The sequence below is a fragment of the Bradyrhizobium sp. i1.15.2 genome (assembly GCF_040548425.1).
GTDB lineage: Bacteria > Pseudomonadota > Alphaproteobacteria > Rhizobiales > Xanthobacteraceae > Bradyrhizobium > Bradyrhizobium canariense.
Window position 1 is genome coordinate 76,825 of sequence record NZ_JBEPRQ010000010.1, and the last position, 12,631, is coordinate 89,455.

The following is a 12,631-nucleotide window of genomic DNA, read 5'->3' on the forward strand; positions in this document are numbered from 1 at the left end:
GCACCAGGGCCGGTCGCGTCGAGAAGCTTTGACGAACTTCAGTCGTGAGTTAATATCACGAATACGGGTACCGCCAAGCTTGTGAGGTTTCGTCTTGAATCGCGGCCGTCGCCTCGAAATGCTGATCTGCGCCGCCGACAGCGGCAGCTTTGCTGCGGCGGCACGGATCATGGAGCTGACACCGTCGGCGGTCAGTCGCGGTATCGCCGAGCTGGAGCGCGAGCTTAAGGTCCCCTTGTTCAACCGGACGACGCGTCAGCTCAAGCTCACCCAGGAAGGGATCGACGTCTATCGCAGGGCCGTGGACATTGTTGCCCGCATTACCGAGCTAACAGAAGGCTACACGAAGAGGCATGGGCGGATCAGCGGAATTGTGCGGGTAGGCGTGCAGGCGCCTCTCGCTCGCTATGTCCTGATGCCGAGGCTGGCCAATCTGAACGATCGATACCCCGAGTTGCTCGTCGAGACGCGGCTGACCCAGGATCCCCGCGACATGCAGTCTGAAAACCTCGACGTTCTGCTGCATGTCGGCGAACCTCCGCCGTCCCGGCTGGTGGCGCAACGGCTCGGTCAGGGTAAGCCGGCCGCGTATGCCTCGCCGGACTATGTCCGTCGTTTCGGCGCACCGGAGCAGCCTGCCGACTTCGTCAATCATCGCTGTCTGCTGTTTCGTCCAGCTTGGTCGATTGGTTCCGTCGACCATTGGAAATTCGAACGCAATGGGATGCTCGAAACGATCCAAATCCGACCTTCGTTCGTCACACCGGATCGCGAAGGCCTGATCGTGGCGGCCTGTGCAGGCGTCGGCGTCATCTACATGGCCTGCTTCGATCCGGCTTTCCTGACGTCGGGTCGGCTCACGCGACTGCTGCCGGGATGGTCATGCCCGCCAAGCTTCGGCATTCATCTTTTATACCGGCGTGGCAGCGCCGGCATTCCGCGCGTGGCGGCATTCTTGCGCTTCATGCGCGAGGCGTTTGCCGAGTTCGATCCTCATGAGCTCACGGTGCTTCATGCCAACACGGGGCAAAACCCCGTGCATCGCCGCGGTTGGTAAGGACCTGAACTCTGGGGCTGAACCCGATCGGCATCGATCGACGGCCAGTTCTAGCTAACTCCTGCTGTCCGAAGCCGTTGCTCAGAGAGAAGCATCATACCAGAAGGCCACTCGCGCGGAGATCTCCTATGTTGCCGGCGGGCGCAGTGGACTTTCCGCCTTCTTCCGGTCAGTCGGGTCGTGCAGCGGGCCGGCCGACCGGCTTCGCCTCGGACGGGATTGCCAACCCTGCCCAAAGGCGATCCAGCCTGCACCAGAAAGCTGAACAGGCCATAGAACATTCCCGGCATTTGTTCACCGCTCCGACGCAGACCTGTACAGCGGAATGACCGCAAGGGTCCACAAGCGGGAATGCCAACGAGCAGCTCCTTGCTCGAGCCTCACAGCGCAAGGAACGGGTGGAGTTCTCTCGCTTCAGGCGCTTGGCAGGCACCGAGTAAGGAGCTGCCGGCGAGCCTTCTTCAGATCGGTCGCCAGTTTTATTTTCTCTCTCAAAACGAGGATTTCGGAATATTCCTTTTGGATCTCTGGGCGGGTGCGGAGTGCTTCAAGCTGCTGGGCGGTCAGTTTCAATATCGCGGCAATATGCGTACTCTGGATGTGGTGCATGGCAATCAAATCCGCTGTTGGAAAAACGGAACGATACAGCGAGCTGCGGTGCGGCGTCGCTGGAAATAAACAGCCAGCCTTACTGTCGTTTTTTGCAGCGCGGCACTGCCCTCGTCAGGTAGGGGGCTGCCGTCTGCTGAAAATGAATTTCTTGACTGCATCAATCGTGCGAGCAAGCTGTCGCGGCCGGCGCCTACGCGGCGGAGTGACTAGCACAACGAAGAGCACGTTCAGCAGCAGCCAGCAGCCGACCGCGATGAAAATGTACTTCATAACTCCTCAAGGGTGCCCTCGGAAGAGCACTGCAAGAAGAGCGGCAGCAACGACCGCCAGCCAGATCATCGAAACAACGAAGCCGGCGAAATGCCAATCTACGTCGCGGCGCCTGGGCTGCATTGTGTCTCCTTCCGGAGGCCGTGTGTCGTCGTCTCAGCGGCCTCTATCGTCCTTGCCGTTGGGGCTGCCGTCTCCGCCGCCGTTGCCCCAGCCGTTGTTACCGTGATGGTGATGGTCGTGGTGGACCGCGCCTGCGCCCGACTTCGCGATTGCATCCGATGTGAGGGATGTCGACAGGAGTAGGGTGATGGCTGGAGGCGTCACCGCCGCGAACCTTCCGCAGGTTTTTAAGAACTCGCGACGGTCGTCCTGATCCGGCATGCGTTTTCTCCGTCCAGAGGTAAGCCCAAAAATTAAATCACAATAACTAAATTAAATCAATTTAATTTGGTTCCAGAAGAAAGCGGCCCGCCGACTCGTCCACTCCTTTAGGGGCAGCTCGACGCGCGAGAGTCCGCTGTGGTCACAAGCCGCGGATCACGCCCAGGGTGGGAGCTTCCGCTTTGCCTTGGTAAGCCCGACGTTTACGAGGTCACGTCCTAGGCGAGAGCGGCTTCGACCGTTCGGCTCGGCGTCAGGCCAAGAGCAAGTCAGGAACTGGTCCAAGCGTTGCGGATTAGCTCTGTCGCCCGGACTGAGTGCCCCTATCGAGACGGTTATGGCGAGCGAGCGCAATACATTCCTCGGCGTCGCGGCGTGCGACCTTGCTCTGCCTGTTCCGCTGACTCTTGGCGAAGCCGACATTGTCATCTTCGGAGCTGCGGATGCCACGCCGCATTTGAAGGGCAGGACGAGCCATGCCGCGAACGGCCCAGCGGCCATTCGCAATGCGTTGCGCGTTTACCAGACCGACCTTGCCAGGTGGGATTTCGACCAGGACGGAATCCTGCTCGACCCGGAGCAAATCCGGGTCGTTGATGGCGGCGATCTTGCCACGTCACCCGATGCCTCCGAGCAAAACCGGAATGCAATCAGGACGGCCACCAAAAAGATCCTGAGGTCCGGCGCGGTACCCATGCTGCTGGGCGGAGATGATTCAGTGCCCATACCGTTCTTCGGGGCGTTCGAAGACATGGGCAAGCTGACCATCCTGCAGATCGACGCGCATCTGGATTGGAAGGACCGGCGCGACGGCTCAGCACATACTTTTTCCAGTACGATGCGGCGCGCCAGCGAGTTGCCTTGGGTCGAACGCATTGTGCAGGTTGGTTTACGGGGTATCGGCGGCTCGGGCTCGCAGGAGCTCAGTTGCGCGCGGAATTGGGGCTCCAGGATTTTTACAGCACGAGAGGTCAAAAGCCGGGGCGTTCATGTCGTCCTGAGTGCCATCGAGGAAAACGCGAATTGCCTGATCACGATCGACTGCGACGGCCTGGATCCGTCCGTCATTCCGGGTGTGCTTCTGCCGCAGCCTGGCGGCCTGTCCTATTTCGACGTCATAGACATGATCGCGGGCGTCGCCTCGAAGGCCAGAATTGTCGGTCTCGATCTGGTCGAATTGGTGCCGGAGCGTGATGTGCAGAACATTGGGGCGATCTGCGCAGCGCGGATCATCTGCAACGCCATTGGATGTGTTGCCAAGCACAAACGCTAGCCGGCCGGCATGTTTCCGAGCGCCTTCCTGATCATCTCGGCGAGTTGGTTGCGGCGGTAGGGTTTTGTCAGGAGCATGACGCCGTCGTCGAGCTTGCCATGGTGGACGATGGCGTTGTCGGTGTAGCCGGAGGTGTAGAGCACCTTCACGCCGGGGCGGATCGTCGCCACCTTGTCCGCGAGCGCGCGCCCGCTCATGCCGCCGGGGATGACGACGTCGGTGAACAGCAGGTCGAACGGCTGGCCGGCCTGGATCAACTCCAGCGCGGCCTTGCTGTCGGGCGCGGCGACGGTCCGGTAGCCGAGGCTCTGGAGCTGCACGGTGACGAAGTTGCGCACCAGCGGATCATCCTCGACCACGAAAATGGTCTCGGCGCCGCCTTCCGCCTGCGGAGTCGTGGTGGGGGCAACCTCGGCCATGCCTTCGCCCGGCGGCAGATAGAGCTTGATCGTGGTGCCGTGGCCTTCCTCGCTGTAGATCTTGATGTGGCCGCCGGACTGCTTGACGAAGCCGTAGACCATGGAGAGGCCGAGGCCGCTTCCCTTGCCGACCTCCTTGGTGGTGAAGAACGGCTCGAACGCCTGCTGCTGCACCTCGGCCGGCATGCCGGTGCCGGTGTCGCTGACGGCGAGCATCACGTAAGGGCCGGGCCGCACGTCGGGATTGTTTTGCGCATAGGCCTGGTCGAGCACGACGCGGTGGGCCTCGAGTAGCAGCTTGCCCCCGTTCGGCATGGCGTCGCGGGCGTTGATTGCCATGTTGAGCAGAGCATTGGTGAGGCGGGACGGATCGATGTGCGCGGTCATCTGCCCCTGTTCGAGCACGGTCTCGATCTCGATCTGCTCGCCGAGGGTGGGGCGCAGCAGTTTCGCGATGTCCGCGACCGCGGCGTTGATCTCGACGTTGCGCGGCTGCAGCGGCTGCCTGCGCGCAAAGGCGAGCAGATGCTGGATCAGCTCGGCGCAGCGTTCGGCGGCCTCGTCGATCAGGCGCGCCACGCGCTGGAGCTCGGGCTGCTGCTTCAGGCTTGCCACCAGCGTCTCGGTATTGCCGGAGATCACGGTCAGCATGTTGTTGAAGTCGTGCGCGACGCCGCCGGTGAGCTTGCCGATCGCATCCAGCTTCTGTGACTGGTACAATTGCCGCTCGGTCTCGCGCGACGTGGTCGCGTCGTGATAAACCAGCACCGCGCCGGAGACGTTGCCTTGCCCGTCCAGCATCGGCCGGCCGCTGATCATGAGATGGCGGGAAGGATTGCCGCTGTGCGGGCGGACGATCATCTCCATATTCTCGAACGGCTCGCCGCGCAGCACGCGTGCCGACGGCAGCTCGTCGGGCTTGAGCGGGGTGACGCCGTCGCCGTGAAACACGCTGGACAGCGCGCGCAGATTGCGCAGGTTCATGCCGGTCCGGTGCAGTAGCATGCGCTCCGCGGCGGGATTGGACAGAAGGACATTGCCTTCGGCATCGATGACCAGCACCGCCTCCGCCATGCTGTGAAACGTGCTCTGGAGCACGTTGACCGACAGACGCAGCTCGTCATGCGCGGTGACCAGATGCTCGGTGCGCTCGGCCACTGCGGCCTCGAGCTGCTGCTTGGCGGCCGTAGTCTCCAATAGCGTGCTCTTGAGTGCTCCCTCGGTGCGCCGGCTCTCACGCATCATCATCACGACCAGCAGCAGGATCACCAGCGCGCCGGCGACGTCGATGCCGAGCAGCACGATGCCGGTGCGGCGCGAATCCTGGGAGCGCGCCGCGAGCAGTCGTTCTTCCTCTGCGCTCAAATGATCGAAATTGCCCATCACCGTGTCCATGAGGCCACGGCCCTCGCCCTTGCCCTGGACCGCGGCAATCCCGGCCTGATCGTTTCCGGCGCGCAGGCGCATCACTTCGGCGGCGATCTCAATCCGGCGCAGCGCCAGCGGCTCGGTGCCCTCGAGCAGCGCGACATGTTCGGGAGTGTCGCGCACGCTGCGCTTGAGATCGGCGAGTGCCGGTGCGATCCGGGCGTGCACCGCCTGGAATTCTTCGCTGAAGCTCGGGTTGCGATAGATCTCGTAGCCGCGTGCGGCGCTCTCGGCACTGCGCATCAGCACGCGCAGGTCGGAGATCTTCTTCAGCACCTCGACTGTATGATTGACCCAGGCCGCATCGGACCGTGACTTGACGTCGAGGCCGATCGAGGCTGCGGTGATGATCAGGAGGATGGCAAGTCCAGCACCGAGAATGACGCGCTGCGTTGGGATCAAGGGGCTTCTTTCTTGTCCTTCGGCTGTGAGCCATCGCCCGGCTCGGCGATGCATTCCCGGATCGTGGTCAGCAGCGCGTCCGGCGTGAACGGCTTGCGCAGGCAGCGGGTCGCGCCGAGCTCCAGCGCCATCCGGAGGAAGTCGGGAGAGGGCGAGGCGGACGACGCGAAGGCGTAGCCGGACATCGCGATCAGCGGAACCGCCGGCGCGCGCTCGTGAAAGATGCGAATGGACTCGAAGCCGCGCATGTGCGGCATGAAGATGTCGACCAGCATCACGTCGAAATTCTGAGTTTCGAGCGCAGCCAAACCCGTTTCTCCGCCGTCAGTCAACGTGACGTCGAAGCCCTGACGTTGGAGGAGGACCTCGATGGTCGCGCCGACCATCGGATCGTCATCAACCACGAGAATGCGCGGCATGACACTTCCCAGTCATCGAAGTCCCCACAGCCAAGTTGATACAGGTGAATCGCGCGTCGGGTCAATTTGGGATTGGATAAGGGTGGATATGCACGGTGCGGTGAATAGAGGTCCACTCGCATCGATTGTGCGCGGCATCGCCGATGACGAAGACGAGGCGAGCGACACAGGTGACGTGCCTGAATGAAAAAAGCGCCGCATCGCTGCGACGCCTTCTTCTTCAAGTGCAGCAGGTCGTGTTACGGGCAGGGATGACGCTGGCCGTCATAGCCGAGATAGGTGCCCGACGCCGGATCGTAGGACTTGTAGCGCTGCGCGCAGTAGCCCGCGGAATCGCCACCGCTATCGGGCACGACTGCCACTGACGGTTCATCATAGTAGCTGTCGCCATAGTAGTAGGGATCGTCATAATACCCGCCGCCGTAATAGGCGTAGGAGCCGAGTCCGCCGATCGCAGCACCCGTTGCGAAGCCGGGCCAGAAGCCGCCGCCGTGACGGTGATGCCAGTGACGACCACTCCAATTGCCGCTACCGCCCTGCCAGTTGCCCGCAGTCGCGACGCTGCGTGTCCCGCTGTAGGACGGCGAGAAGGCCGGTCGGCTCGCCATGCCGCCTACGAAGCTGCCACCGCCGGGACGTACCGCTGCGCCGGCGGCGAAATTGCCACCGCCGCCACCGATCCGCGCGCCGCCGAAATTGCCGCCGCCCATGCGGGCGCCGCCACCACCAAAGTGAGCCCCGCCACCACCGAAGTGAGCGCCGCCGCCGCCGAAGTGGGCACCGCCGCCACCGCCGCCAAAGTGTGCTCCGCCTCCGACCGCTGCGGCCCGACTCTGGGCGAAGCTCGGCGTCGCCAACGGGAGAACCAACGCCACTGCCGCAGCCGCGCTCAAGACTTTCAGACTTTTCATGATCAAAACTCCTTTTCCCGGAAGCAAACCCCATGAAAGGGCCGGAGTTCCTGGGATCACGGGGGTTTGCGTGCGACGAAAAGTTCTCATGGCGACGCTGTATCCGGCATGAACGGATCGCGTCCGATTTGCGGCAGCGTTCCGTGCCGGTAGACCGCATCTGCAGCGGGGCACCGCCGCCCGCGCCGAACTGGACATTTCGCCGTCCGGATGGCATCAGGACCCGACGAAGCAGGGCCCTTGCCGCATGAAACAGTTCTTCCTCAAGTTTTTCACCTGGTGGAATGGCCAGACGTTTGGCACCCAACTCTGGACCAAGCGCTATGGCGAGCTGGTCGGCCAGGACGAGCAGGGCAACCTCTATTATCGCACCCGTGGCGGGGTGATCGACCCGACGCTCGGCTTCGAGCGGCGCTGGGTGGTCTATAACGGCTATGCCGAGGCCAGCCGTATCCCGCCGTCCTGGCACGGCTGGATGCATCACACCGTCGACGTGCCGCCGACGCAGGACAATTACCAGCCGCGCGAGTGGGAAAAGCCGCACCAGCCCAATCTCACCGGCACGGCCAACGCCTACCGTCCCTCGGGCTCGACGCTCGCCAGCGGCAAGCGGCCGAAGGCGACCGGCGACTATCAGCCCTGGACGCCGAGCTAGGCGTCTGATCCCGGTCTGAATTCTTGTCGTGGGAGTGGATGCACCCGCATCCGCCTCGCTTTGCTGTGGACAACGGGAACAGCGGGGATGAGTCCCGCGCGCTGATTGCAGCCACGCGAGCGATGCGGCTCAATGGTCGCATCTTACGGAGATGGGAGACCATCGCGTTCGGTTCGGGCAACAGCTCGCGACTGTCCCGAAATGCAGCGGCCGCCGACCAGGACTCGATCGGGAGATAGGCCCCCGGTCTGGAAGCTCCGAAATCGCCCGATGAAATGTGCAGCCGCCGTAAGACAGGAAAGGCCGCTCGGGAAACCGGGCGGCCTTTTTCTGTTGGGGCTTGTGGATGTCTCGTGCCCCGGACGCAGCGCAGCGCTTCTCCAGCGATGCGCTGCAGAGCCGGGGCCCATGCATCAGCACCCGCGTGGCTTCCTGGGTCCCGGCTCTGCGGAGCGTCACTGCGTGCCGCGCCGCGTCCGGGACACGCGAGCAACTACATCACCCGTTCCGCCGCCCGTTGGACGGCTTCGAGACGGCGGACCTGGTTCGGCGCGATCCGTTGCTTGACCTGCTCCAGCACGTCGGCTGACGCAGTATCCGGCGAACCGGAATTGAACGGAGGCGCCGGATTGTATTCGATCCCGAGCTGGATCGCTTCCGCCGTCGTGCGGTCGACCAGGATCGACACCAGCGTCAGCGCGAAATCGATTCCGGCGGTGACGCCGCCGCCCGTAACGCGATTGCGGTCGATGCAGACGCGCGTCTTGGTCGGCGTCGCGCCGAACTGGCCCAGCATCTCCATCGCGCTCCAATGCGTGGCGGCGCGGTAGCCCTTCAGGAGGCCGGCAGCGCCGAGCGCCAGCGATCCCGTGCAGACTGAGGTGACATACTTGGCGCCTTCGGCCTGCCTGCGCAGGAAGTTGAGCACCTCCTCGTCATTGAGCAGATCGTCGGTGCCGCGGCCGCCGGGCACGCAGATCACATCGAGCTGCGGGCAACCGGCGAACGTCATGGTCGGTGTCAGCGTCAGCACGGTATCGCTCGGCACCGGCTCGATCCGTTTCCAGATCAGATGCAGCTTCGCGCCCGGCAGAGACGAGAACACCTGCAAAGGACCCGTAAAATCGAGCTGGGTGACGCGCGGAAACACCAAGAGACCGATCTGGAACGGGGACGACATGAGAGCCTCCAATTATGAGCTTGACGGACGCAGCCTCTCATGATGCCCTTCCGTCCAAAATGGCGTATTTCCCTCGCTTTCGGACATGACCATGATCGGCATCCTGATCTTCCCGGACTTCCAGTTGCTCGATGCGGCCGGCCCGATCTCGGTGTTCGAGATCGCGGCGCGCTGCACGGGAAAGACGGTGACCGGGATCCGCGTGCTGGCGGTGAACGCGGGGCCCGTGCGCAGCTCGTCCGGCGTCGAGATGATGGCGCGCGACTTCAAGTCGGCGAATGCGATCACGACGCTGGTTGTGGCGGGAGGCGCGGGCGTGACGGATGCCGCGCGCTGCGAGGTCACGCGTGCCTTCGTGCAGCGGCTGGCGCGGCGCGGCGTGCGGGTCGCCAGCGTCTGCTCGGGTGCCTATGTGCTGGCCGAAGCGGGTCTGCTCGACGGCCGTCGCGCCACCACGCATTGGGGACGCACGCGGGATTTCGTCGCGCGCTATCCCAAGGTGAAGTTCGAGCCGGACCAGATTTTCACGCGCGATGGCAATGTGTGGACGTCGGCAGGCATCACGGCGGGCATCGACCTTGCGCTCGCGATGGTGACGGAGGATTATGGCGAAGAGATCGCGCAACAGGTCGCGCGGCAGCTCGTGCTGTATCATCGCCGCAGCGGCGGCCAGTCGCAATTCTCGTCACTTCTGGAATTGAAGACGCCGAACGGCCGCTTCGGTGCGCTGCTATCCTGGGCGCGCGAGAACCTCGACGCCCGCTTGACGGTGGAAGATCTCGCCGACCGCGCCGGCATGAGCGCGCGGCATTTTGCCCGCGCCTTTGCCGCCGAGACCGGCACGACGCCCTCGAAGGCCATCGAACGGCTGCGCATCGAGGTCGCGCGCGAGCGCGTCCAGTCCTCGCGCGAGGCGATCGAGCTCGTCGCGGAGGCGACCGGCTTCGGCGATCCCGAGCGCATGCGGCGCGCCTTCATCCGCGCCTTCGGTCAGCCGCCGCAAGCGCTGCGGCGCGCGGCAAGGGCCGGGTAGGGAGAATTGATCGAGTTAGAGAGCCCGCTTGAGCGGGTGAGCAGACTTGCATAATGCCCGGTCTTCCGCCTTTTGGCCCGGAACGGACCTCGTCAAGCGAATGCACCCGTTGTAGACGATGTCTACAACACGTACCGTCGCCGATACCGATGCAAGGAACTCCAATGACTGATCGAGAAAAGATTCTGATTGCCCTTCGCGAAAAGCCCCTGAAGACTTTCGAAGTCATGAAGCGCGTGAACATCAAGAACCAGGACGACTGTCAATCGCTCCTGTTGAAGATGCGTGACGAAGGCGCCGTGAAGTTCGACATTCACAAGGGACATTGGCGTCCTGCGTGACGACATTCGCCTGGTCACCAGCGGTTCGCGACGGCAGAGCGGGCATGACTTGCGTGTTGGCAAGACTTGCGTGTTGATTCAGCCCGATGCGGCCTTGCCGCCGGTTGCCGCGGCGCCCGAGGCCTGTGCGCGCGCCGTCAAGCGCCGCGCGATCGGCATCAGCATGTAGGGCGCCAGGTGAATGGGAAACTGCGTCATCGCGAAATAGAGCCAGGTGGTGGGCGGCAGCGCGCCGGCGGTCGCGGCGAGCATCAGGCCCAGATTGCGCTGTGACACCATCAGCCCGAGCGCCAGCGCGCGCTCGTAGCCGATGCGGCGGAACAGCAGCGTGGTGACGGCGAGCAGCGTGAAATAAATCGCGAAGGCGAGCGCGGCGAAGCCGATGGTGGAGACCGGCCGGGCGACGAGATCGCTCGCGACGTCGCCCATGATCGCGGTCGCGAAGACCAGCAGGATGACGATGTTGAAGCCGTCGATCGGCTGCCTGTGGCGCTGGATCGCGGCCGCACCGAAGATGTGTCGGATCACAGTCGCCGCCAGCAGCGATGCTGCGAGGATGCCGAGCAGCTTCAGCCCCAGCGCAGGCGGCGAGATGCTGAGCATGCCATCGAGGAACAGGCTTGCGAACAGCGATGCCGTGAACGGCACCAGCGCGGTCGCGATCACCAGCGTGACCAGCACCAGCGTGGCGTCGAGGCCCATCAGCGCGGCCAGCGCCGGCGCGGCCATCATCGGCGAGGCCATGCTCTGCAGCATCAAGGCCAGCGCAAGGTCGGGCGCGCGCGCCGTGAGCCCGGTGACGTGGACGATCAGCCCGACGATCACAGGCACGCCGATCATGGTCCAGACGGTCGCGGCCGCCACCAGCGCCGGCCGGCGGAGATGGCCGGTGAGCGCGGCGAGATCGACCCGCATGAAGGAGATGCAGAGCAGAACGAAGATCGCCTCGGTGACGTAGGGGCGCAGCAACGCCCCGAGCGGCGGCACGGCGAGCGCGATGAACACGACGGCCGCCACCGCGCGGGTGCCCTGACCGCCAAGCCATGTCAGCCCGCGCAGGGGGAGGGCGAAGATGCTTTGAAGAGCGGGCGTCATCGGGAATGGCGTCTCAGCCCAATCCTTTCAGCCACGTGCCGATCTCGCTCACGGCGACATTGGCCTCTCGCAGCAATTTTCCCATGGTGAAGAAGCCGTGGAACTGGCCGGGATAATGCTTGGTAGCCACGGGCACACCCGCTTGCCTCAGCCGCTCGGCATATTCGTTGCCTTCGTCGCGCAGGGGATCGGCACCGGCGGTGAGCACATAGGCCGGCGGCAGGCCGGCCAGGTTCGTCGCCCGTGCCGGCGAGGCGCGCCAGTCGTGGATATCGGCGGCGCCGTTGAGATAATGGTCGCGGAACCAGCGGATCACCGAATGTGTCAGCAGCACGCTGGTCTCGGCCTCGCTGTGGGAGCCGTGCGTCATCGCGAAATCGGTCGCCGGGTAGATCAGCAACTGGCCCGCGATGGCGGGACCGTTGCCATCGCGCGCGGCGAGCGCGACGACTGCGGCGAGATTGCCGCCGGCGCTGTCGCCACCGATCGAAAGCCGGGAGGCGTCGATGCCGAGTTCGCGCGCGTTGGCGGCGACCCATTTGGTCGCGGCGATCGCGTCATCGATGGCGGCGGGAAATTTGTGCTCGGGCGCGAGGCGGTAGTCCACCGAGATCACGATCAGCGCGCCGGCGTCGGCGAGCTGGCGGCAGACGACGTCATGGGAGTCGAGATCGCCGATCACCCAGCCGCCGCCGTGGAAGAACACCAGCGCTGGGGACAAGCCATCATGCCGGCGCGGCTCTTTCGGAACATAGAGGCGTGCGGGAATGGCGCCGTGCGGTGCCGGGATCGACAGCGGCGTGATGCGTGCGAGGTCCGGTGGCTCGGGATTGGTCGCAAAGCGCGCCTGCGCGTAATAGGCCCGCGCTTCCGGCGCGGTCAGGCTCTCGTAGGCGGGCCGGCCGGCCTCCTGGAAGGCCTTGTAGACGGCGGCGGCATCGGGATCGAGCACAACGGGCATGGGAAGCGACCTTGCGGGTTTCTGATTGTTCGTTGGACGTCGTTTTCGGGGGCGATGCCCGCCTGACCCCTGGGAGGAGTGCTCGACTATCCCATCCGGGGGCCGATCTGGCCAGACCGGGCCGGGAAGGGCAGGGGTGCCGCCCTTCCCCCGCCGTATTCGCCGTGTTAACCGGATGGCCTGCGAGCGGC

At 64.2% G+C, this 12,631-nt stretch carries 13 protein-coding genes; 5 read left to right on the top strand and 8 right to left on the bottom strand.

What is annotated here, in order from left to right; translation table 11 throughout:
• The first annotated feature begins 94 nt into the window (after positions 1 to 94).
• Positions 95 to 1,057, top strand: coding sequence for a LysR family transcriptional regulator (locus ABIB80_RS19675; RefSeq protein ID WP_007591648.1), 963 nt, complete (start codon positions 95 to 97; stop codon positions 1,055 to 1,057).
• 414 nt (positions 1,058 to 1,471) lie between these two features.
• On the opposite strand, the gene ABIB80_RS19680 is transcribed toward ABIB80_RS19675, so the two are convergent.
• Positions 1,472 to 1,666, bottom strand: coding sequence for a hypothetical protein (locus tag ABIB80_RS19680; protein ID WP_007591646.1), 195 nt, complete (start codon positions 1,664 to 1,666; stop codon positions 1,472 to 1,474).
• 429 nt (positions 1,667 to 2,095) lie between these two features.
• Positions 2,096 to 2,323 (bottom strand): hypothetical protein, encoded by a 228-nt coding sequence (locus ABIB80_RS19685; RefSeq protein ID WP_007591641.1) that lies wholly within the window; start codon positions 2,321 to 2,323, stop codon positions 2,096 to 2,098.
• 337 nt (positions 2,324 to 2,660) lie between these two features.
• On the opposite strand from ABIB80_RS19685, the gene ABIB80_RS19690 reads away from it, so the two are divergent.
• Positions 2,661 to 3,596: an arginase family protein gene (locus ABIB80_RS19690; protein WP_007591639.1), complete on the top strand. Its 936-nt coding sequence runs from the start codon at positions 2,661 to 2,663 to the stop codon at positions 3,594 to 3,596.
• On the opposite strand, the gene ABIB80_RS19695 is transcribed toward ABIB80_RS19690, so the two are convergent.
• The 3 genes from ABIB80_RS19695 to ABIB80_RS19705 form a co-directional block, all read right to left on the bottom strand.
• On the bottom strand, positions 3,593 to 5,845 hold the full coding sequence (locus tag ABIB80_RS19695; RefSeq protein WP_007591638.1) for a CHASE3 domain-containing protein: 2,253 nt from the start codon (positions 5,843 to 5,845) through the stop codon (positions 3,593 to 3,595). The genes ABIB80_RS19690 and ABIB80_RS19695 overlap by 4 nt on opposite strands.
• Positions 5,842 to 6,264 carry a response regulator gene (locus ABIB80_RS19700; RefSeq protein ID WP_007591637.1) on the bottom strand — a complete coding sequence of 141 codons (423 nt, stop codon included), beginning with the start codon at positions 6,262 to 6,264 and terminating at the stop codon, positions 5,842 to 5,844. The genes ABIB80_RS19695 and ABIB80_RS19700 overlap by 4 nt, the downstream gene beginning before the upstream one ends.
• 239 nt (positions 6,265 to 6,503) lie before the next feature.
• Complete coding sequence (locus ABIB80_RS19705; protein WP_007591636.1) at positions 6,504 to 7,175, bottom strand: BA14K family protein; 672 nt, start codon at positions 7,173 to 7,175, stop codon at positions 6,504 to 6,506.
• Between the two features lie 247 nt (positions 7,176 to 7,422).
• Here ABIB80_RS19705 and ABIB80_RS19710 point away from each other — a divergent pair, with 247 nt between their 5' ends.
• Positions 7,423 to 7,830, top strand: a complete 408-nt coding sequence (locus ABIB80_RS19710; protein WP_007591635.1) for an NADH:ubiquinone oxidoreductase subunit NDUFA12 — start codon at positions 7,423 to 7,425, stop codon at positions 7,828 to 7,830.
• A 493-nt stretch (positions 7,831 to 8,323) separates the two neighbouring features.
• Here ABIB80_RS19710 and ABIB80_RS19715 read toward each other — a convergent pair whose 3' ends face one another.
• On the bottom strand, positions 8,324 to 9,010 hold the full coding sequence (locus tag ABIB80_RS19715) for a DJ-1/PfpI family protein (protein WP_007591634.1): 687 nt from the start codon (positions 9,008 to 9,010) through the stop codon (positions 8,324 to 8,326).
• Positions 9,011 to 9,101: 91 nt separating this feature from the next.
• Between ABIB80_RS19715 and ABIB80_RS19720 the strand changes: the two genes are divergently transcribed.
• Complete coding sequence (locus ABIB80_RS19720; RefSeq protein ID WP_007591632.1) at positions 9,102 to 10,043, top strand: GlxA family transcriptional regulator; 942 nt, start codon at positions 9,102 to 9,104, stop codon at positions 10,041 to 10,043.
• Positions 10,044 to 10,207: 164 nt separating this feature from the next.
• Positions 10,208 to 10,384 carry a hypothetical protein gene (locus tag ABIB80_RS19725; RefSeq protein ID WP_007591624.1) on the top strand — a complete coding sequence of 59 codons (177 nt, stop codon included), beginning with the start codon at positions 10,208 to 10,210 and terminating at the stop codon, positions 10,382 to 10,384.
• 78 nt (positions 10,385 to 10,462) lie between these two features.
• Here the strand turns inward: ABIB80_RS19725 and ABIB80_RS19730 are convergent, their stop codons facing one another.
• Both ABIB80_RS19730 and lipP1 read right to left on the bottom strand, forming a co-directional pair.
• Complete coding sequence (locus ABIB80_RS19730) at positions 10,463 to 11,479, bottom strand: hypothetical protein (RefSeq protein WP_007591623.1); 1,017 nt, start codon at positions 11,477 to 11,479, stop codon at positions 10,463 to 10,465.
• A 13-nt stretch (positions 11,480 to 11,492) separates the two neighbouring features.
• Entirely contained in the window at positions 11,493 to 12,440 is a 948-nt protein-coding gene (lipP1, locus tag ABIB80_RS19735; protein ID WP_354128153.1) for a LipP1 family hormone-sensitive lipase, read from the bottom strand.
• Between the last annotated feature and the right edge of the window lie 191 nt (positions 12,441 to 12,631).

Excerpts from the sequence above, each read along its gene's own strand:
- ABIB80_RS19680 (WP_007591646.1), bottom strand. The coding sequence starts at position 1,666 with ATGCACCACATCCAGAGTACGCATATTGCCGCGATATTGAAACTGACC.
- ABIB80_RS19685 (WP_007591641.1), bottom strand. The coding sequence starts at position 2,323 with ATGCCGGATCAGGACGACCGTCGCGAGTTCTTAAAAACCTGCGGAAGG.
- ABIB80_RS19690 (WP_007591639.1), top strand. The coding sequence starts at position 2,661 with ATGGCGAGCGAGCGCAATACATTCCTCGGCGTCGCGGCGTGCGACCTT.
- ABIB80_RS19700 (WP_007591637.1), bottom strand. The coding sequence starts at position 6,264 with ATGCCGCGCATTCTCGTGGTTGATGACGATCCGATGGTCGGCGCGACC.
- ABIB80_RS19705 (WP_007591636.1), bottom strand. The coding sequence starts at position 7,175 with ATGAAAAGTCTGAAAGTCTTGAGCGCGGCTGCGGCAGTGGCGTTGGTT.
- ABIB80_RS19710 (WP_007591635.1), top strand. The coding sequence starts at position 7,423 with ATGAAACAGTTCTTCCTCAAGTTTTTCACCTGGTGGAATGGCCAGACG.
- ABIB80_RS19715 (WP_007591634.1), bottom strand. The coding sequence starts at position 9,010 with ATGTCGTCCCCGTTCCAGATCGGTCTCTTGGTGTTTCCGCGCGTCACC.
- ABIB80_RS19720 (WP_007591632.1), top strand. The coding sequence starts at position 9,102 with ATGATCGGCATCCTGATCTTCCCGGACTTCCAGTTGCTCGATGCGGCC.
- ABIB80_RS19725 (WP_007591624.1), top strand. The coding sequence starts at position 10,208 with ATGACTGATCGAGAAAAGATTCTGATTGCCCTTCGCGAAAAGCCCCTG.
- ABIB80_RS19730 (WP_007591623.1), bottom strand. The coding sequence starts at position 11,479 with ATGACGCCCGCTCTTCAAAGCATCTTCGCCCTCCCCCTGCGCGGGCTG.
- lipP1 (WP_354128153.1), bottom strand. The coding sequence starts at position 12,440 with ATGCCCGTTGTGCTCGATCCCGATGCCGCCGCCGTCTACAAGGCCTTC.